Source organism: Pseudomonas sp. Teo4 (assembly GCF_034387475.1).
GTDB lineage: Bacteria > Pseudomonadota > Gammaproteobacteria > Pseudomonadales > Pseudomonadaceae > Aquipseudomonas.
In genome coordinates this window covers 835361-854180 of the sequence record NZ_JAXCIL010000001.1, presented here as the reverse complement: position 1 = coordinate 854180, position 18820 = coordinate 835361, and the positions used below count along the sequence as shown (strand labels likewise).

Genomic DNA, 18820 nt, shown 5'->3' with positions numbered 1-18820 from the left:
CTTAGCTGCCCCAGGAGTCACGCAGGGTGACGGTGCGGTTGAACACCGGACGGCCTGGTTGGCTGTCCTTCAGGTCGGCGCAGAAGTAGCCTTCGCGCTCGAACTGGAAGCGGTCTTCAGGCTGCGCCTGGGCCAGCGACGGTTCGGCACGGCAACCGCTGAGCACTTGCAGCGACTCGGGGTTGATGTTGTCCAGGAAGCTGCCGCCCTCTTCGGTCTTTTCCGGGTTCGCCGAGCGGAACAGGCGGTCGTACAGGCGCACTTCGCACTCGACGCTGCCTTCGGCCGGCACCCAGTGGATCACGCCCTTGACCTTGCGACCTTCGGGGTTCTTGCCCAGAGTGTCCGGGTCGTACGAGCAACGCAGTTCGACGATGTTGCCTTCGGCGTCCTTGATGGCCTCGTCGGCACGGATCACGTAGCTGCCGCGCAGGCGCACTTCACCGGCCGGTTCCAGGCGCTTGTAGCCCTTCGGCGGCTCTTCCATGAAGTCGTCACGGTCGATGTACAGCTCACGGGCGAAGGGCAGTACGCGCACGCCCATGTCTTCCTTCGGGTGACGCGGCAGTTCGAGCTGCTCGACCTTGCCTTCCGGATAATTGGTGATGACCACCTTCAGCGGACGCAGCACGCACATGGCGCGAGGCGCGGTGCGGTCCAGGTCGTCACGGATGCTGAACTCGAGCATCGACATGTCGACCACGCCGTCGGAACGGTTGGTGCCGATCATCTCGCAGAAATTGCGGATCGAAGCCGGGGTGTAGCCGCGGCGGCGGTAGCCCGACAGGGTCGACATGCGCGGGTCGTCCCAGGACTCGACATGACCCTCGTCGACCAGTTGCTTGAGCTTGCGCTTGGAGGTGATGGTGTAGTTCAGGTTCAGGCGGCTGAACTCGTACTGACGCGGGTGCGCCGGCACCGGCAGTTTATCCAGGAACCAGTCGTACAGCGGGCGGTGGCTTTCGAACTCCAGGGTGCAGATCGAGTGGGTGATGCCTTCGATGGCGTCCGACTGACCGTGGGTGAAGTCGTAGTTGGGGTAGATGCACCACTTGTCACCGGTCTGGTGGTGGTGGGCATGGCGGATGCGATACAGGATCGGGTCGCGCAGGTTCATGTTCGGCGAGGCCATGTCGATCTTGGCGCGCAGCACGCGGTCGCCATCCTTGAACTCACCGGCGCGCATGCGGGCGAACAGGTCGAGGTTCTCTTCGACGCTGCGCTCGCGGAACGGGCTGTTCTTGCCCGCTTCGGTCAGGCTGCCACGGTATTCCTTGGCCTGTTCCGGGGTGAGGTCGCAAACATAGGCGTTACCCGACTTGATCAGGTCCACGGCCCAGTCATGCAACTGCTCGAAGTAATCCGAGGCATAGCGCACCGGGCCTGCCCACTCGAAGCCCAGCCACTTGACGTCACGCTGGATGGAGTCGATGTACTCCTGGTCTTCCTTGGCCGGGTTGGTGTCGTCGAAACGCAGGTGGCAGGCGCCGCCGAACTCCTTGGCCAGGCCGAAGTTCACACAGATCGACTTGGCGTGGCCGATGTGCAGGTAGCCATTGGGCTCCGGCGGGAAACGGGTGACGATGCTGCTGTGCTTGCCCGAGTCCAGGTCGGCCTGGACGATCGGCCGCAGGAAGTTCGCAGGGACGGCGGGAGCGCCTTTGGCAGCGGCGTTGGGCGCGTTGTCGGCAGTGGGCTTGCTCATAGGATCCTTGAATGCACGTGTCCGGCCTGGGTAGGCCGATTGAATCAAAGGGCCTATCATAGCCGAAGCAGTCAAGCTGCTGACAGCCGGGCGCCGACAAACTGGCACGTTTTATCGCCAGGCGTGCAAAAATGCCCGCCGCGCGTCATGTGTCGCGGTCGCCCAATCCTGCGTCAGGTAAGTGCCCGCGCCCTGCGCACCCTATTTCCGAATGCCTTGAAAGAGCGAATTTCAGCATGTCCAAAGTCAAACTGAGCACCAACCACGGCGAAATCGTCCTGCAACTCGACGCCGAGAAAGCGCCGCTGACCACCGAAAACTTCGTTCAGTACGTCAAGGACGGCCACTACAACGGCACCGTGTTCCACCGCGTGATCAAAGGCTTCATGATCCAGGGCGGCGGCTTCGAGGCTGGCATGAGCCAGAAGAAAACCCGCGCCAGCATCCAGAACGAAGCCGACAACGGCCTGAAGAACAAGAAGTACAGCATCGCCATGGCCCGCACCATGGAGCCGCACTCCGCCTCGGCGCAGTTCTTCATCAACGCCAGCGACAACGACTTCCTCAACCACAGCGGCAAGAACGTGCAGGGCTGGGGCTACGCCGTGTTCGGCGAAGTGATCGAAGGCCGTGAAGTCGTCGATGCCATCGAAAAGGTCGCCACCGGTTCCAAGGCTGGCCACCAGGACGTACCGAAGGACGACGTGGTCATCGAGAAAGCCGAGATCATTGAGTGATCCTGCTGATCTCCGATCTGCACCTGCAAGAAGAGCGCCCGGACATTACCCGGGCGTTTCTTGATCTGCTCGATGGTCGTGCCCGCCATGCCAAGGCGTTGTACATCCTTGGCGACTTTTTCGAAGCGTGGATCGGCGACGATGCGATGTCGCCCTTCCAGCAGTCGATCTGCCAGGCCCTGCGCCAGCTGAGCGACAGCGGCACGGCAATCTACCTGATGCACGGCAATCGCGACTTTCTGATTGGCCAGCAATTCTGCAAGGCCGCTGGCTGCACGCTGCTGGCCGATCCGAGCGTGATCGAGCTGGGTGGCGAACCGGTGCTGCTGATGCACGGCGACACCCTGTGCACCCGGGACCTGGCCTACATGAAACTGCGTCGTTACCTGCGCAACCCGGTGAGCCTGTGGATCCTGCGGAACCTGCCGCTTTCCACGCGGCAGAAACTGGCGCGCAAGCTGCGTAGCGAAAGCCGTGCGCAGACCCGCATGAAAGCCACCGAGATCGTCGACGTCACGCCCGATGAAGTGCCGAAGGTGATGGCGGCTCACGGTGTGCGCACCTTGGTGCATGGCCATACCCACCGTCCGGCGATTCACAAGTTGATGGTGGACGGTGAGCCCGCGCGGCGCATCGTACTGGGCGACTGGGACCGTCGGGGCTGGACCTTGCAGGTCGATGCCCAAGGGTTTGCCCTGGAGCCGTTCGAGTTTTCCTGAGGTGGCCTTCATGCCTGCTCCGACCTCATCGCCGGCAAGCCGGCTCCCACAAGCAACTGCATTCCCTGTAGGAGCCGGCTTGCCGGCGATGGGGCCGGCGCAGGCCAAACCTCAAGGCTGGCCGGCCACCACTCCCTTGTCCCGCTCGCTGATCACAGACTCCCGGTACTCCGGGTCTGCCTTGATCTGCGCCTCGGTGAATGGAATCGGCGCCAGCTGCTTGGCCGAGAATGCCTTGGTCTGGTCGCTTGAATGCGCCGAACCCGCTTCACTGGACTGCGAAAACGCCAGCAACCCACGGGCCTGCGGCCCCTGCTCAGTGAAACTGACCAGTTGCAGGTAGCTGGTGCCGCTGACCACCAGGCGCTTGCCCGGCCCATGGGGCACGCTGTAGATCGCGTTATACACACCCAGGCCCTGCGGCCCACCGGGCACCGACGTGCCATCGGCCGCCTGCTGGATCTGCCCCCAGCGGCTGTCCTCCCCTACCCCGGCTTGCGCAACAGCCTGCAACGAGGCCAGCGCTGCGTCGTGCACCAGCTTGCGCACCGCTGCCTGCTCGACGGCCAGCCCGCGCGGCGTGTGCTGCGGGTCTGCCGGGTTGAAAGCAACCCGCCAGCTTTGCGGGTGCTCGGCCAACGTCTCGATGATGTTTTCGAAATGCACCAGGCCCATGCCACTGTTCACATCGGCCTTGCCATTCCAGGCTGCCAGGCTTGCGCACACCGCCTGCACGTCGGCTTGCGCATCCTTGCACCAGTGCAAAAGGTCAGGCAGCACCAGGCTGGCAAGATAGACCTCGTCATCGGTCACCATCCGCTGCAGGTCGTCGACACCAACCTTCGCCGTACCTTGCAGACGCGCCAGGGCAAAACGCCCGCGCATGCCCAGCGGCTGGTCGCTGCGGCTGACCAAAGGCGAGAAACCGGTCAACGGTTGGCCGGGGTTGGCCATCCAGGCGGGGTCATTGGAGTTCTGCACGAAGTCGGTGCGCTCAAGGCTCGGCAGCAGGCGTGCCGGGAAAATGCCTGGCTGGGCCGCCTGGGCATCGACTTTCCACTGGCATGCACTGCGTGAACCGTCCAGCACCACCAACGGCCCTTGGGCTGCCGGGTTGCTGCACTGGCTCAGCAGCTCCTGATCGACGTAGGGCACAACCGACTGGTTGAGGTACAGCGTCCGCCCTGCGGCATCCACTGCCACTGTATTGACCCAAGGAATGCCCTGCAGGCTGGCGACCGAACCCTTGAGTTCATCCAGGCTCCCTGTGCGGTTGATCTGGTACCACTGCTGTAGCACGCGGGTGTTGTCCTGGTTGGCATCGCGCAGGCTGTAGGCCGCCTGGCTGTCCCAGTCGAGCCGGCCCGGCCACTGCACCACCGGCCCGAACTTCGAGGCGTAGACCTGACGTTCCACCTGGCTCAGGGTGCCGTCTTCGGACTTGACGGTGATACTCACGGCTTGCCGTGCCAGTGGCAGTGACTGGCCATCGAGCAGGTAGCGAGTCGGGTCCTTGGGGTCCAGCTGCAACCGGTAAAGCGTGAAATGCTTGGAGGTATCGACGGTGTGAGTCCAGGCCAGGTGTCGGTTGAAACCGATGTTGATCACCGGCAACCCCGGCAGCGCAGCCCCCATGACATCCAGCTGGCCAGGAATGGTCAGCTGCATCTGATAGAAGCGCATGCCCCCCACCCAGGGGAAATGCGGGTTGGCCAGCAACAGGCCGCGGCCATTGGCAGAACGCTGCGCACCGATTGCCACGGCGTTGCTGCCGCGTTCCGAAGCAAAGCGCGCTTGCTGGGCCAACGCCGCACCAAAATTCGCATCGACCCGCTGACTCGCCAGTTTCGGCGGCTGCGCGCCTACCAAGGCTTCAGCGAACTGGCCTACACCGCCCTCCACCAACAGCCGGCGGGTCAGCTTGACCAGGTCCAGGCTGGTGATCGGGCGCAACCATTCTGCCGTTCCGCATTCAGCCGGCAAGCCAGCGGCACGCCGCTCACCCAAGGCACGGTTGTAGCCACTGGCATAGCCTTCCAGCAACTGACGCACTGCTGTCGGCTGGGCCTGCAGGAAGCCGTTTACCGCTGACGGCGTGTTGAGCCAGGTAAAGAACAGGTCACTGGTCAGGTTGTCACGCTGCTCCACGGTCTTGCCCTTGGCGCCGAAGTAACGGGAGCGTTCGCCATTGACCGTCAGCACCTCGTTCGCCAACAGGCACAAGTTGTCCTGGGCGTAGGCGTAGCCTATGCCATAGCCCAGGCCACGCTCGTCCTTGGCCAGGATGTGCGGAACACCGAAACTGGTACGGCGGATCTGCGCGCTGGCGTCGTTGCCGGTATCCCGAGCCTGTGCGGCAAGACTGAAGCCGACCAGGGCTGCCGCCAGGCCGGCACAGGTCAGTGGACGCGAAAGTGTGAACACGGGCATTCCTCGGATTCAGGGGTCATCCCGATCAGACGAATGGCTCGATGAAAATTTTACGCAATGCCCACCCGTCCAACGTCTTGAACAGGACAAGGCAAATTTTTTCACCCCAGGGCTGCAGATTTGCCGTTCTCATTCGTCCTAGTAAGTGAGGCACCCATATTTCGGGAAAGTCCACGAAAAGGAGCATTCACATGTACCACCCGCAACCCACGATGCAGACCGGGCATGCGCCGGTCAAGGCGCCCAAGGAACAGGTCGTCGGCGGGGATGAACGCGTTGGCAACGAGCAGATTCGCGAGTTGCTGCGCAGTTACGGCCTGCGTACCAGCCTGATCCGCCTCAAGGTGATCGACGCCTTGCACACGGCCGACCGCAATGGCCGCAGCATCGGCGTGCGAGGTGTGCACGCACAGCTTGAGCAACTGGACATCCCGCTTTCTTTCTTGAGTGTCCGCGAAGTGCTCAAGCGCCTATGCGCCGAAGGTGTGATCTGCCTGGGCGTCGACAAGTGCTACAGCCTCGACCCCCAGGCCCGCGCAGTGCTGGAACAGCATTCCGCGCGTTGAGCCCATGGCCGGCCAGGGCTGGCCGGCCGGCATGGGTCAGGGTTTGACCTTGCGCCGCAGTATCCCGTTGATGACCACCACGACCACCGCAATGACGATGGCGCACACCTGGAACGTCTGCTCGCTGATTACCCCTTCCTTTTGCAGGTGAGACAGGCCAAGCATGAGGCCCAACACCACCAGAATGATCAGAAGGGAGTATTTGAGGCGCTGCACATGTGTCATCGAAGGTTCCTTGCAACCAGAGGCAAATGGCTCGCAACGAGCCGCGGCCATGATACAACGCCAGCCTGCATAAGCGCTGCATTTCCTTCGTGGCACAAGGCCCAGCGCCCCCCCCTCACTGCACTGCCCACCCATGCCCTTCGTCGCGGCGCCAATTTGATCAGCGCGTACCCGTGCGGCTGAAGGTATCGACAAGCAACGTATTAATGAGCGTGAGGACCGTCGGAAAATCAAGGCCTGCAGAGCAATGCTGAAGCCTTCTCCTACAACCAGCGAAATCGCTGCCTGCAACTGCTGCTCCCCTAGACTACAACGCTCAGTCCGCTTGGCGCCTAGCGGGTCGAATGGCCTCTATCTGAAAATCCAGTCACGCCATCCACTACGGATCGGCAGGAATCGCAAAGCTGCAGCGTTGGATGTTCAAGAAGCGCATCCCACCTAACCCGAGGGGGCCCCACATGGATTCACTAGACCTCAGTTACATTGATATCAGCCAATTACCGCACTCACTCCAATCGCTGATCGAATGCATCGGCATTGAAAATGCCTACCGTTTGACCTGCACCTACGGCGGCAGGCCCAAGTACATCCCCAAGCATCGCGAACGCACCAAGCTTGCGGATGTATTGCCGGAGCAGGCACTGGACGCCTTGATCAAACGCTTCGCTGGTGTTGCGTTGGAAATCCCCAAGGCAGATCACTTCCTGCGGCAACTGCGAAACCTGCAAATCCAGAAAGAAAGCGCCGATGGCCTGTCACGCAGCCTGCTCGCCGACAAATACGGACTGAGCCTGCGCCAGATCGGCAATATCCGTCGCCAGGCCTGAGGGGCCGGTGCTGGGGCAATCGAGCAATACACCAAACGGGTTGTACCCGCACGCAAGGCGCACTCCGCACCTGTCCCCGACGAGTTCACCGAAGCGCCCCCCACTGACGGTGGCGCTCAGAAGTCCCGCTTGTAGAAGATGTCCAGCGAGCTTGCCAGCCCGCTGGCGGCTTCAAGATAGACCTTCTTGCTCAGTTTGTAGCGCAGGGCGATGGTATTGGCCGGCTCAAACACCCCCACCCCGTAGCGCAGGCTCAAACGCTCGGTCAGATTACCGCTGGCCACCACACTGGTAGTGGTTCCCGAGCCTTCGGTGTCGAGTTGGAAATCGTCGATTCCAAGGCTCGAAGCCAGACTGCCGGTGATCCCGGCGCTACCCGCCAGGCCAAGACCCAAGGCAGCTTCGGCAAGCATGTTGTTGTCCTCGCCGGACGCCCCCAACGGGCGACCCAGTACAAGATAGGACAGCGCCTGCTCCTGGCTCATCGCAGGCTCCGAGAACACCTGGGTGGTCGGCTGCTCGGCACTGCCGCTCAAGCGGATGCCAGCGATCACATCGTCCACTTTGCGGATTGCTTCGATGTCCAGATACGGCTGATCGATCGGGCCTGCGAACAGCAAGCGCGCACGGCGAATGGTCAGGCGCTGGCCGTAGGCGCGGTAACGGCCGTCGGCCAGGCTCAATTCGCCACGGGTATCCAGGTTGTCGCCGATGTGCACATGGCCCAGCAGGTTGGCGGTGAGGCCAAAGCCGCTGAACGAGAGTTTTTCGCGCCCGACCTCGACGTCGATGTCCATCGCAACGGCCATGGGCGCCTTGCCCTCCTCGGTCTGGTGACCGACGATGACCGTGTCGTCCGACACCTTCACCGTCGACGGGGGCAACTCGCGCACGGTGATCTTGCCTTTGGGCACCAACACCTTGCCGGTGACCGCCAGTCTGTCGTCGAGCAGGCGTATATTCAGGTCTGGCGCGACTTCCAGCTCTGCATAAGGCTCAACCGTAACTGGCAGCTGCTGGCCCTGCACGCGCAGGTCCATGCCCAGTGCCTGGCCCCAGGTCAGGTGCCCGGAAAGTTGTCCTCGGCCTGCGGCACCGCTGCGCCAGCCGCCATTGAGCTGCACCTGTTCACCTGCGATCAAGGCCTGCAGCGACAAGTCCTGCAGGCTCACCGGCAGCTCGCCACCGCTCACCTCGCCTGCGCTGAGCATCAGGTTGCCGTTGACTTGTGGTGCCAGCAGGGTGCCGGAAAGCCGACCGCTGCCGTTCAACTGCCCGGCCAGCCGTTCGACCATGGGCACGAATGGCCGGGCGATCGAGAGGTCCAGGCCCGCCAGGCGGAAATCACCCGACAACGGCTTGTCCTTGCCCAATGGGTCGAGGCGCGTGGTGATGTTCAACTCACCCAGGCGCTCGCCACGAAAATCCAGACGAGTGTCGACACGCCGCGGCGCGAGCGTGCTTTCCAGGCGCAGAGCCTGGTAGGGAAAGTCGACCCAACGACCGTTGTCACGTACGCGCAGGGTGCCGCCACTGGCGTCGACACTGATGCTGCCCTTGGGGCCGCTGGCCGGGACATCCAGATTAACGTCGGCATTGAGAAGGCCCTGCCAGGCAAAATCCTTGGGTAACCACTGGGCCAGGCTGTCCAACGGGAACTGCTTGAGGTGATAACGCAGGCGCGGCTCAGGTGCCAGGCGCTGGTCTTCGCCACACAGGCTGGCCTGGCCAGAGCGCCAGCAATGGGCGCCGAAGTCCAGCTGACCATTGGCCAGACGCTGCAGGCGCGCCGGGGCTTGCAGTTGCCAGTCCTGGCCACCGGCCTGGACCCGCCCACTGGCCAGCCGGCCACGCCAGTCGCCTTTGTTCAGTTGGCCATCCAGGCCCAGGTCGAGCTTCAATTGCGGGCCATCCAGCGCCAAGGTCAGTGCCTGCTGGCGAACGTCTCCTTTGCCATTGGCCTGCAGCGTGCCGAGCGATGTATCACCCAGGCGGATGCCGCTGGCCTTGAGGTCGATCACTCCGCGCTGGGCGTTATCCAACCGTGCGTCAAGGTCCAGACGCTGAATACGGTTTTCCGCCTGGCTCAGCTGCTGACCTTGCAAGGTCAGCGTGCCCTGGGGGGCCGTGAGCGTGCCACTGACATCCAGCCGGCCTTTGGCCTGGCCTTGAAGCCTTGGCCAAAGCTGGCCCAGACGCGGCAAGTCAAGGTCAACCCGCCCGGCCAGGCGCTGCTGCAGGCTGCCGCTGCCAGTGATACGGTTGTCACCCAGTTGCACCGCCAAGGCACCCAATGTCCAACTTTGGCCAGCGCCCTGAGCCTCCACCTTCAGCACAGCAGGTTGACCGCGCAGGCGGCCCTTCAGATCCAGCTGGGCATCGAGCGTGAGTTGCTCGCCTTTCATTTCACCTTTGCTGCGCAACGGGCCTGCCAGGGTGCCGGGCAGTTCGGCGAGCCAATAGGCCGGGTCAAGCGCCGACAGCTGCAGATCGACATCCCATGCCAGCGTGTCGGCGAAGCGCACGCCGACGTTGCCGGTCGCTTTACCCTGCCCTGCCACCAGTTCCAGTTGCGCCAGCCGCACCTGGCTCAGGTCGCCTTCGAACGGGCTGACCAGGGTGAACGCACCTGCCGGGCCATCAAGGTCACCCTCGAAGGTGCCTTGATAGCTGCCGTCGCGGTAATGCACCCGTGCGTTCAAGCGCTTGAGACTGACCTGCGGCGGGGTTTCCAACGGGTACAGACGTAGCCAGGGGAAGTCCAGCCAGTCCAGCTGGGCATCGGCCTGCAGGCCATTCTGCCAGTCGGCGCTGGCACTGAGCTTCAACCGCTGGGTTTCACTGGAGGTCAGGTCCAGGGCGTCGAGCCTTGCCCCCTTGGCATCCACTCTTCCTGCCAGCAGCAGCGCGATCGGTGCTTGCTCCGCTGGCAAACTGGCCGAACCCGACAACTGGTAACCCTTGAGCAAATCACCTTCGGCGTCCAGCTTGAGCTGGTTGAATTGCAACGTGTCTGGAAGCGAGGCGGTCGGTTTGAACGCCTCGGAACGGATCTGCAGCTTGGCGGGCAGATGCTCGGCAAGCGCCTGCAGTTCGCCTGTCAGCCTCGCATTGAGGTAGCCAGTACTGGTCGCATCCAGTTCGAGGGTTTGCTGTAAATCGCCCTTGGCGGTCAACGCCAGTTGCCAAGCCTGACCTTCTACAGCAGGCAGTTGCACCTGGCCTTCAAGCTGCAACGGCCATTCGCCTTCGGGCAGAAGATTACCTTGCAGGGCTAGATGCAGATCGTCCCGCTGCACTTGCAGGCGGTCGATGCGAAGCCCCGCGGTTGTCCAGTGGGCTGCCAGTTGCAGGTCGCCCAATAGATCATTGCCATCCAGGCGCAACTGCCCGACCTCCACCACTCCCAGCTCGATCGCGATCGGCAGGCGCAACATCGGCAGTTGCACCGGACTGCTGTCGGGCGGAGCCTCACTCGGCGCAAAGGCCATATCGACCCGTTGAGCCTTGAGTTCATCGATGCACAGCGTGGCACGCAACAGGCAGGCGGGCGACCACGACAACACCGGTGCCTGCACTTCGACACGGTTACCAGCATCGTTCCAGAGCACCCGGCTGGCCTGCCAACTGCCGCCCAGGCGCCCCTGGAAATCCGTGACTTCAAGCCCAGGCACCTGTCCCAGCAACCAACGGCCGGCGGCTTCGCTGCCCAGCAACGCGCCGAGCGCCAAGGCCACCAGCAGCACGATGGCGAGCAGGCTCAGCACAACGGTTCTCAACACACGCATCACAGCTCAGGCCCCATGGAAAAGTGCAGGCGGAAACCGCCATCGTCATCGAGCGCCCTGGCCAGGTCCAGGCGCAGCGGCCCGACCGGCGAGACCCAACGCACACCGATGCCGACGCCGGTCTTGAGGCTGGGCAGCTCCAGCGTATTGAACGAATTACCCTGGTCGATGAAGGTCGCCACACGCCACTTCTCGGCCAGCGAGTATTGATACTCGGCACTGGCAGCCACCAGATAGCGCCCGCCAATCCTGTCGCCATCGCTGTTTTTCGGCGACAGGCTCTGGTAGTCGTAACCGCGCACGCTCTGGTCGCCACCGGCGAAGAAGCGCAACGACGGTGGAATGTTGTTCTTGTAGCCGTTGGTGGCGCTGCCGCCGACCTGCACACGGCCCAGGAAGCGGTGGTTGTGCCCAAGGGTGGTCAGGCCCTTGAGCAGCACGTTGCCATGCAACAGGTTGGTGTCCGACACCAGCCCTTCCTTGGCCGCCTGCACATCGAGCTGCAAGCGGTAACCGTTGTGCGGGTCGATGCGGTTGTCACTGCGCAGGTAGGAAAAACTTACCCCTGGCATGAGCAGGTTGCTCAGGCCCGAGTCATCGCCCAACCGGTACTCTTCACGTTGATACTTGAGCGAGATGACCCGTTGCCAGCCACTGGGCAACTTGCTGTGCCATTCCGGCCCGACGGTCAGCAGCTTGCTGAGGGTGTCGGTTCCGGCGAGTTCTTCATTCTGATAGCCACCGGCAAACCGCAGTTTGTCCGTCAGCGGTGGGTCGAGGGGAATGTCGTACCACAGGCCAACGTTCTGCCGAGGGGCCGATAGCTCGGTTTCCCAGCCGTAGCTATGGCCTTGCGGGTTGACCCAGTGGCGTGTCCAGTTGGCCTTGCCACGCGGGCCGACGTCGGTCGAGAACCCAAGGCCCAGGCCCATGGTGCGTGGTTTGCGGGTTTGCAGATGGACATCGACCGGGATGTCTTCACCCACGGCAGCGGTGGGCGCCGCGTCGACCCGCACGCCTTCGAAGTAGCCGCTGGACTGCAAGTCATTGTTGAGTTCGGCCACCAGTTCGGAATCGTAGGGCGTGCCCGGCTTGAACGAGACCATGCGCTGCAGCAGGTCTTCATCCAGCGGTGTGTCTCCGCCGAACTTCACCGCACCCAGGCGATAGCGCGGGCCGCTCTGGTACACCAGTTCGATGTCGGCCACACCAGCCTGGGGGTCGACCGCCAGGCGCTGGCGGCTGAATTTCCCGCTGAAGAACCCATAGCGTGAGGCCTGGTTCTGGATCAGCCGCTTGGCATCCTCGTAGTGGCCGTGGTTGAGGGGTTCCCCCGGGCGCAGCGCTCGGCTGTCAGGTATGCGAAACGCCTTCATTTCGCTGGCGGGCCCTTCGATGCGCACGGTCACATTACGCAAGCGCACAGGTTCACCGGGCTCGATGTGAATGATCAATTGCGGGGGTTGGTCGGTCTTGGCAGGCGGCTTGACCTCGGTGTCGATCTGCGCCTGATAGTAGCCAAGTGCCTGCGCGGCCTTGCGCGCCTGCTCCTGCGCCCCACGACTGAAGCGCAGCAGCGCCTCTTCGTCGCGGTCACCCAGATTACCGATATAGCCTTCGACATTGGCCTTGAGCGCTTTGTTGGCCGGTTTGACCTTCACCAGCAACTCGCTCTGGCCCCATGCTGCGAAACTGGCGACCCAGAAAATCAGGCCCCAGGTCAATCTTCCTGAATACGTCATGCGGCGCATGCTACCAGAGCCAGGCCTTCAAGGGAGGCGTTCAGGCCTCTGTCATTCTTGATGAAACAGGATTGGGATGAAAGAACACCCTTTCTCGGATAGGCCCTACAGCGACCTCGCCGATTTCCTCGTACCCCTGCCGTTGATAAAACGCCAGGTAGTGTTCATTGCCGGTATCGAGCACCACACCGTGCGTATTCGGGTCATCCGCGCACCAGTCGTGCACGGCCTGTAACAATTGTTCACCGTAATGCCGCCCCTGGAACTGCGGATGCACCCCCAACAATGGCAGCACATGCACCCTGGCAGCCGGCAGGCAGTTGGCCAATGCGGCCTGGTACTCCATGTAGCGGCGCGTGCAGCGCAGCCCGGTGCCCAGCATCATGCGCATTCGCCAGGCCCAGCTGTCGGCAACCCCCAAGCGTCGTTGCGGCGGCACGATCAGGGCCAGGGCGATCAGACGGTCATCCAGCAACAGGCCAATGGCAGGCAGTTGCAGATAAAAGTGCTGACGAACCCACTCGCGCACCATTACCCGCAGCCGCCGCTCGTAGCCCGGCCGCTGCCCCTCGAACACATAACCGAAGGTGGGCTCGTGGCGGTAGGCGTTGTACAGCAGCGAGCGCGCCTCGCGGCTGTAGCCGCCATCGAGCAGGCAGACACGGGCCTTGGCGTCAGTGGTTTCGGACATTGCGGACGGTCCTCCTGGAATGGGCGTTCAGAGCCTTGGAGGTGGTTCTGTGCACATCGTTCACCCCCTCCAGCACGTTAGCAGCGCCACCCCGAGGCTGCCACGCTGGTGGAGAAGGCCGATGTCGGCTAGCATCCGGCCTTTTACCAGGATTGTCTTTCCATGAAGATCGTCTGTTTCAACATCAACGGCCTGCGTGCCCGCCCCCACCAACTGGCGGCACTGATCGAAAAGCACCAGCCGGACGTGATCGGCCTGCAGGAAACCAAGGTCAGCGACGATCAGTTCCCCCTGGCGGATGTCCAGGCACTGGGCTACCACGTGCACTTCCATGGCCAGAAAGGCCACTACGGCGTCGCGCTGCTCTCGCGCCAGGCGCCACTTAGCCTGTTCAAGGGCTTCGCCACCGATGAGGAAGATGCCCAGCGTCGGTTCATCTGGGGCACCTTCGCCGATGCCGATGGCACCCCGATCACCATCATGAACGGCTACTTCCCCCAGGGTGAAAGCCGCGACCACCCCACCAAGTTCCCGGCCAAACAGCGCTTCTACGGCGACCTGCAAGCATTGCTTGAAGGGCAGTTCCGCAATGACCAGCCGGTGCTGGTAATGGGCGACATGAACATCTCCCCCCAGGACTGCGATATCGGCATCGGCCCGGACAACGCCAAGCGCTGGCTCAAGACCGGCAAGTGCAGCTTCCTGCCTGAAGAGCGCGAGTGGATGGAGCGCCTCAAGGGCTGGGGCCTGGTGGACAGCTTCCGCCACTTGCACCCGGAGGTGGCCGACCGTTTCAGCTGGTTCGACTACCGCAGCCGCGGCTTTGAAGATGACCCGAAACGAGGGCTGCGCATCGACCTGATCATGGCCTCGCAAGCCCTGGTGCCGCGTATCAAGGCCGCAGGCGTGGACTACGAACTGCGTGGTATGGAAAAGCCTTCGGACCATGCGCCGATCTGGCTTGAACTGAGCTGATTCGCAACGCCCCATCGCCGGCAAACCGGCGATGGGGCCTGCCTATACACCACAAAACCGCCGCCCCTGCTACAACCCCAGGCGCAACGCCTCTCCAACCCCTGCCCCCCGCGCATCGTCCGCTGCACTGACCAGTGCAAAGTTGTAAGCCCCATGTGACCAGTACCGCGCCTCCAGACGCCCGTCGGTGCGCTGGCCATCCGGCATGCGCTCGAAGCGCTCGCCCGGTGAGCGTAGAAACAGACTGATACGTTGGCCTTCACGGTCCTGAAACACCAGCAAGGCCGCCGGCCCTTGCTCGTTGCTGAGCAGGCGCGCGCCCACTGGCTTGAACCCGTAACCGGCCAAGTCCGGCAACTGCCCTACCCGGTTGAAGTGGCGCCCGAGCCACTCACGCAGCTGCGCCGGGTCGCTGGCCTGGATGTCCAGCGCTTCGCTGGCGGCGAACAGGCGATGGGCTTGCACGGCATCGGCCATGGGCAAGCTACCATCCACCAAAGTGACCTCCCGAACCTGCCAGCCACCTACGCCGCCCAGCCCAATCGCCAGCACCAGCACTGCCGCCGAAGCCCAGCGGCGCTGGCGCTTCTGGCGCAAGCGCCGTCGCAGCCGGGCCAGGTCCAGCTGCGCGCTTACAGGTGATTCAGCAAAGCCGGCCAACGCCGCCCGCAATCGCCGGGCATCGCTGCGCCAGGCCTCTATCCGCGCCGCCTCCTGCGGGTTGGCCGTCAGCCATGCCTGCACTTCGGCCCGCCGTGACGGCTCCAGGCGGTCATCGACGTAGGCGTGCAGTTCGTCCTCACTGGGAATCAAGCGAGTCATTTCAGTCTCCGCAAGGCCGGGGGCTGCGGGTTGCCCTCGGTCAGTTCACGCAACGCGGCACGGGCGCGCGACAGGCGCGACATCACGGTGCCAATCGGAATCCCCAGCGCCTGGGCGGCTTCCTTGTAGCTCAGCCCCTCGACGCTGACCAGCAACAACAACGCACGCTGCTCGGCCGACAACCGGGCAAAGGCCTGCAGGTCGGCCTGGGCCAGGACGATGCTTTCAAGGTCGCCGCCGACTGGTTCGTCCTGCGCCTCGGCGCGGCCAAACCAGGACAGCCAGCGCGCGTGCAGGCGGTCTCGGCGCTTGCCGTCGAGAAACTGTCGATAAAGGATGGTGAACAGCCAGGCGCGCAGGCTGTCGGCGTCGCGCTGCTGGCTGCTGCGGCTCAGGGCGCGCTCGACGGTGGCCTGGACCAGGTCGTCGGCGCTGCCGGACTCGCGGGTCAGCCAGATGGCAAAGCGGCGCAGGCGCTGAAGCAGCTCGCGCCACTGGTGTTCGTCCAGATCGTGCATGGAAGTCATCCGGCCCCTGGGATGGTCAGTGTAGGGGGCAGACGCTTGGCCACACAATTTATTCCCTCGCCGGGAATAAACGCTTACCTGCCCCGTCGTACCGGCACCTCAACTGCACCGGACGATGACCATGAACTCACCCTTGCACGGCCCCGCCAAGCAACTGCGGCTGGCCGCCATCGGCGCCATCATGCTGGCCATGGGCGCAGGTTTTGCCTATGCCGCCGGCTGGATCGGCGGGCCGCCACTGACTCCACAACGCATCATCGATACGTTCGAAGCCCAGGCTGGCCATTACCCCGGCTACCGCAAGAACCACGCAAAAGGCCTGTGCGTCAGCGGCTACTTCCAGGCCAGCGGCCAGGCAACGACACTGTCCACGGCTCGGGTATTCAGCCAGGCGCGGGTACCGGTCATCGGCCGTTTCGCCATCGGTGGCGCCAATCCCTTCGCCCCGGACACAGCCGTGCCGGTGCGCAGCCTGGCGCTGCAGTTGAGCACCGACGACGGCCAGCTCTGGCGCACCGGGATGAACAACCCACCGGTGCTGGCGGTGAGCACGCCACAAGGCTTCTATGAACAGGTGCTGGCCGGGGCGCCAGACCCTGCCACCGGCAAGCCCGACCCGGCGAGGCTGCAAGCCTTCTTCGCCGCCCACCCCGAAAGCGCCGCCTTCCGGCAATGGGCCGCCAGCTACACACCCAGCGACAGCTTTGCCAGCACCCAGTACCACAGCATCAACGCTTTTCGCCTGATCGATGCAAAAGGCGTGGGTCACCCGGTGCGCTGGCAGATGGAACCACAGGCAGCATTCGCCGCCCTGCCAGGCAAGGTCGATGACAAGCAGTTCCTGCAACACGACCTGCAACAACGCCTGGCCCAAGGCCCCTTGCGCTGGACCTTGCGCCTGGTGCTGGCCGAACCCGGCGACGCGGTGGACAACCCTGCCCAGCCATGGCCTGCGCAACGGCGTAGCGTCGATGCTGGCACCTTGGTCATCGAGCAGGTCGAGGCCCCCGAACAAGGTGCCTGTCGCGACCTGAACTTCGACCCTCTGATTCTGCCGAGCGGCATCGAGCCCTCCGCCGACCCGATTCTCGCCGCCCGTTCGGCCGCTTATTCGGAGTCATTCAACCGTCGCAGCCGCGAATCCCTGAGCACCGGAGTCCGCCCATGAAACCTCAAGCCTTCCACCCGCTGGCCCGCCTGCTGCACTGGCTGATGGCAGTGCTGATCGTGGCCATGCTGTTCATTGGCGTGAGCATGGTCGCCGACCTGTCGACCCGCCACCCGTTGCTGGTTGAACTGCACAAGGCGACCGGCCTCGCCTTGCTGGCACTGGTGCTGCTGCGCATCGGCGTGCGCCTGAGCCGGCCTCACCCACCCCTGCCCAGCGACCTGCCGCCGCTGCAACGTTTCGCTGCCGGGGCTTCGCACTTGCTGCTGTATGCGTTGATGCTGGCCATGCCGCTGCTGGGCTGGGCCATGCTGTCGGCGGGCGGTTACCCACGCCCACTGCAGTTGCCCGCCATCGCCCCACACGACCTGCAACTGTATGCCGTGCTGCGCCAAGCCCACGGCTGGGCCGGATACTTGCTGTTCGCCACCGTGGTGCTGCACCTGGGGGCAGCATTGATGCATGCGTTGGTGCGTCGGGACGGCGTGTTGCGTAGCATGTGGCCAGCCCCCCTGCGCCGCAGCGAATGAAACCGCGTGATCCAGGCTGGGTTCGACAAACGATAAACGTTCTTAATAAGATCGACCTTTTAGCTGACCCTGCCTGGACTGCCCAATGACTGTCGCAAAGGACACTGCCGCGCTGAGTGCCACACGCACCCTCGACCTGCGCCCACTACTGCTGGCCAATATGGCCTGCACCATGTCGATGATGGCCTTCGTGGCCTTGATCGGGCCAATTGCCCGGCAGTTGGGCATGGCCACCTGGCAAGCTGGCGCGGCCGTGACCGTGGCGGGTGTGGTCTGGGTGTTGCTCGCTCGCCCCTGGGGCCGTGCCGCCGACCGCCTCGGCCGCCGGCACATCTTGTTGCTGGGCACTGCGGGCTTCACCCTGGCCTATTGGCTGTTGTGCCTGTTCGTCGAAGGCGCCCTGCGCTGGCTGCCGGGCGCAAGTGTGGCATTTATCGGCCTGATGCTTTCCCGTGGCCTGATCGGCGCGTTCTACGCCGCTCTGCCAGTGGGCGGCAATGCGCTGATCGCCGACCATGTCGAACCGCAACGCAGGGCGCGGGCCATGGCCTCGCTGGGCGCCGCCAATGCCGTGGGCCTGGTGCTGGGGCCGGCAGTCGCTGCACTGCTGGCACGCCATAGCCTGAGCCTGCCGTTTCACATCATGTCCTTGCTGCCTGCCAGCGCGTTCCTCGTGCTGCTGTTCAAGCTCAAGCCGCAACCGCTGGCCCACAGCCATGCGCCAAGCCCGGTGCGGTTGACCGACCCACGTCTGCGCCGACCTTTGCTGGTAGCGTTCAGCGCCATGCTCAGCGTGACCGTTTCGCAAATCATCGTCGGCTTCTTCGCCCTCGACCGTTTGCACCTGGGCCCGACGCAAGCGGCACAGGCCGCCGGCATTGCCCTGACCACCGTGGGCGTGGCGCTGATCCTGTCGCAGTTCGCGCTGCGCCAGCTGGAATGGCCGCCGCTGAAAATGATCCGGGTTGGCGCCAGCGTCTCGGCGCTGGGCTTTGCTTGTGGCGCCCTGGCCACCAGCGCGCCCTGGCTGTGGGGCTGCTACTTCGTCGCTGCCGCCGGCATGGGCTTTGTGTTCCCGTCCTTTTCCGCGCTGGCAGCCAATGCCATGAAAGCCTCGGAACAGGGCGCCACGGCCGGCTCCATTGGCGCGGCCCAAGGCATGGGCGCGGTGATCGGGCCATTGGCAGGCACCCTGGTATACGCACTCGATCCGCGCCTGCCGTTCCTGGCAGTTGCCGCGCTGTTGCTGCTGGTCGGGCTATGGCCAATGCCCCGCGACCAACGCAGCTGAGAAGCACAGCGCGCAAGCCCGCAGAGTGTGCTTTAATGCGTCGCCCATTATTTTTTACACCTCTGATTACAAGGCGG

16 protein-coding genes are annotated in these 18820 nt (G+C 63.7%); 8 read left to right on the top strand and 8 right to left on the bottom strand.

All coding sequences use genetic code 11. The annotated features are described in order from the left end of the window. Window position 1: 1 nt before the first annotated feature. On the bottom strand, window positions 2–1705 hold the full coding sequence (locus tag PspTeo4_RS04220) for a glutamine--tRNA ligase/YqeY domain fusion protein (protein WP_322362476.1): 1704 nt from the start codon (window positions 1703–1705) through the stop codon (window positions 2–4). 236 nt (window positions 1706–1941) lie between these two features. Here PspTeo4_RS04220 and PspTeo4_RS04215 point away from each other — a divergent pair, with 236 nt between their 5' ends. Both PspTeo4_RS04215 and lpxH read left to right on the top strand, forming a co-directional pair. Continuing rightward, window positions 1942–2442, top strand: coding sequence for a peptidylprolyl isomerase (locus tag PspTeo4_RS04215; RefSeq protein ID WP_322362475.1), 501 nt, complete (start codon window positions 1942–1944; stop codon window positions 2440–2442). Then, window positions 2439–3161, top strand: a complete 723-nt coding sequence (lpxH, locus tag PspTeo4_RS04210; RefSeq protein WP_322362474.1) for a UDP-2,3-diacylglucosamine diphosphatase — start codon at window positions 2439–2441, stop codon at window positions 3159–3161. The genes PspTeo4_RS04215 and lpxH overlap by 4 nt, the downstream gene beginning before the upstream one ends. Window positions 3162–3272: 111 nt before the next feature. Here lpxH and PspTeo4_RS04205 read toward each other — a convergent pair whose 3' ends face one another. Further along, window positions 3273–5585: an acylase gene (locus PspTeo4_RS04205; RefSeq protein ID WP_322362473.1), complete on the bottom strand. Its 2313-nt coding sequence runs from the start codon at window positions 5583–5585 to the stop codon at window positions 3273–3275. Window positions 5586–5782: 197 nt separating this feature from the next. On the opposite strand from PspTeo4_RS04205, the gene PspTeo4_RS04200 reads away from it, so the two are divergent. Continuing rightward, window positions 5783–6157, top strand: a complete 375-nt coding sequence (locus tag PspTeo4_RS04200; protein WP_322362472.1) for a fe2+ zn2+ uptake regulation protein — start codon at window positions 5783–5785, stop codon at window positions 6155–6157. Between the two features lie 36 nt (window positions 6158–6193). Here the strand turns inward: PspTeo4_RS04200 and PspTeo4_RS04195 are convergent, their stop codons facing one another. After that, a complete protein-coding gene (locus PspTeo4_RS04195) occupies window positions 6194–6382 on the bottom strand; it encodes a hypothetical protein (RefSeq protein ID WP_023380111.1) in 189 nt (62 codons plus the stop codon). 458 nt (window positions 6383–6840) lie between these two features. On the opposite strand from PspTeo4_RS04195, the gene PspTeo4_RS04190 reads away from it, so the two are divergent. Continuing rightward, a complete protein-coding gene (locus tag PspTeo4_RS04190) occupies window positions 6841–7209 on the top strand; it encodes a Mor transcription activator family protein (protein ID WP_322362471.1) in 369 nt (122 codons plus the stop codon). Between the two features lie 116 nt (window positions 7210–7325). Here the strand turns inward: PspTeo4_RS04190 and PspTeo4_RS04185 are convergent, their stop codons facing one another. Genes PspTeo4_RS04185 through PspTeo4_RS04175 form a run of 3 tightly spaced genes read right to left on the bottom strand, consistent with a single transcriptional unit; the run spans window position 7326 to window position 13430 of the window. After that, window positions 7326–10997, bottom strand: a complete 3672-nt coding sequence (locus PspTeo4_RS04185; RefSeq protein WP_416196897.1) for a translocation/assembly module TamB domain-containing protein — start codon at window positions 10995–10997, stop codon at window positions 7326–7328. After that, entirely contained in the window at window positions 10997–12739 is a 1743-nt protein-coding gene (locus PspTeo4_RS04180; RefSeq protein WP_322362469.1) for an autotransporter assembly complex family protein, read from the bottom strand. The genes PspTeo4_RS04185 and PspTeo4_RS04180 overlap by 1 nt, the downstream gene beginning before the upstream one ends. A 40-nt stretch (window positions 12740–12779) precedes the next feature. Next, window positions 12780–13430, bottom strand: coding sequence for a GNAT family N-acetyltransferase (locus PspTeo4_RS04175; protein ID WP_322362468.1), 651 nt, complete (start codon window positions 13428–13430; stop codon window positions 12780–12782). Between the two features lie 162 nt (window positions 13431–13592). On the opposite strand from PspTeo4_RS04175, the gene xthA reads away from it, so the two are divergent. After that, complete coding sequence (gene xthA, locus PspTeo4_RS04170) at window positions 13593–14405, top strand: exodeoxyribonuclease III (RefSeq protein ID WP_322362467.1); 813 nt, start codon at window positions 13593–13595, stop codon at window positions 14403–14405. 69 nt (window positions 14406–14474) lie between these two features. Here the strand turns inward: xthA and PspTeo4_RS04165 are convergent, their stop codons facing one another. Together PspTeo4_RS04165 and PspTeo4_RS04160 are read right to left on the bottom strand one after the other, a co-directional pair. Further along, window positions 14475–15227, bottom strand: coding sequence for an anti-sigma factor (locus PspTeo4_RS04165; protein WP_322362466.1), 753 nt, complete (start codon window positions 15225–15227; stop codon window positions 14475–14477). Further along, window positions 15224–15745, bottom strand: a complete 522-nt coding sequence (locus tag PspTeo4_RS04160) for a sigma-70 family RNA polymerase sigma factor (protein WP_322362465.1) — start codon at window positions 15743–15745, stop codon at window positions 15224–15226. Before PspTeo4_RS04160 ends, PspTeo4_RS04165 begins: the two co-directional genes overlap by 4 nt. A gap of 124 nt (window positions 15746–15869) precedes the next feature. Here PspTeo4_RS04160 and PspTeo4_RS04155 point away from each other — a divergent pair, with 124 nt between their 5' ends. The 3 genes from PspTeo4_RS04155 to PspTeo4_RS04145 all read left to right on the top strand — a co-directional run bounded on the left by PspTeo4_RS04155 (window position 15870) and on the right by PspTeo4_RS04145 (window position 18743). Next, on the top strand, window positions 15870–16922 hold the full coding sequence (locus PspTeo4_RS04155) for a catalase family peroxidase (RefSeq protein WP_322362464.1): 1053 nt from the start codon (window positions 15870–15872) through the stop codon (window positions 16920–16922). Then, window positions 16919–17452, top strand: coding sequence for a cytochrome b (locus PspTeo4_RS04150; protein WP_322362463.1), 534 nt, complete (start codon window positions 16919–16921; stop codon window positions 17450–17452). The genes PspTeo4_RS04155 and PspTeo4_RS04150 overlap by 4 nt, the downstream gene beginning before the upstream one ends. A gap of 85 nt (window positions 17453–17537) precedes the next feature. Further along, a complete protein-coding gene (locus PspTeo4_RS04145; RefSeq protein ID WP_322362461.1) occupies window positions 17538–18743 on the top strand; it encodes an MFS transporter in 1206 nt (401 codons plus the stop codon). The last annotated feature ends 77 nt before the right edge of the window (window positions 18744–18820 follow it).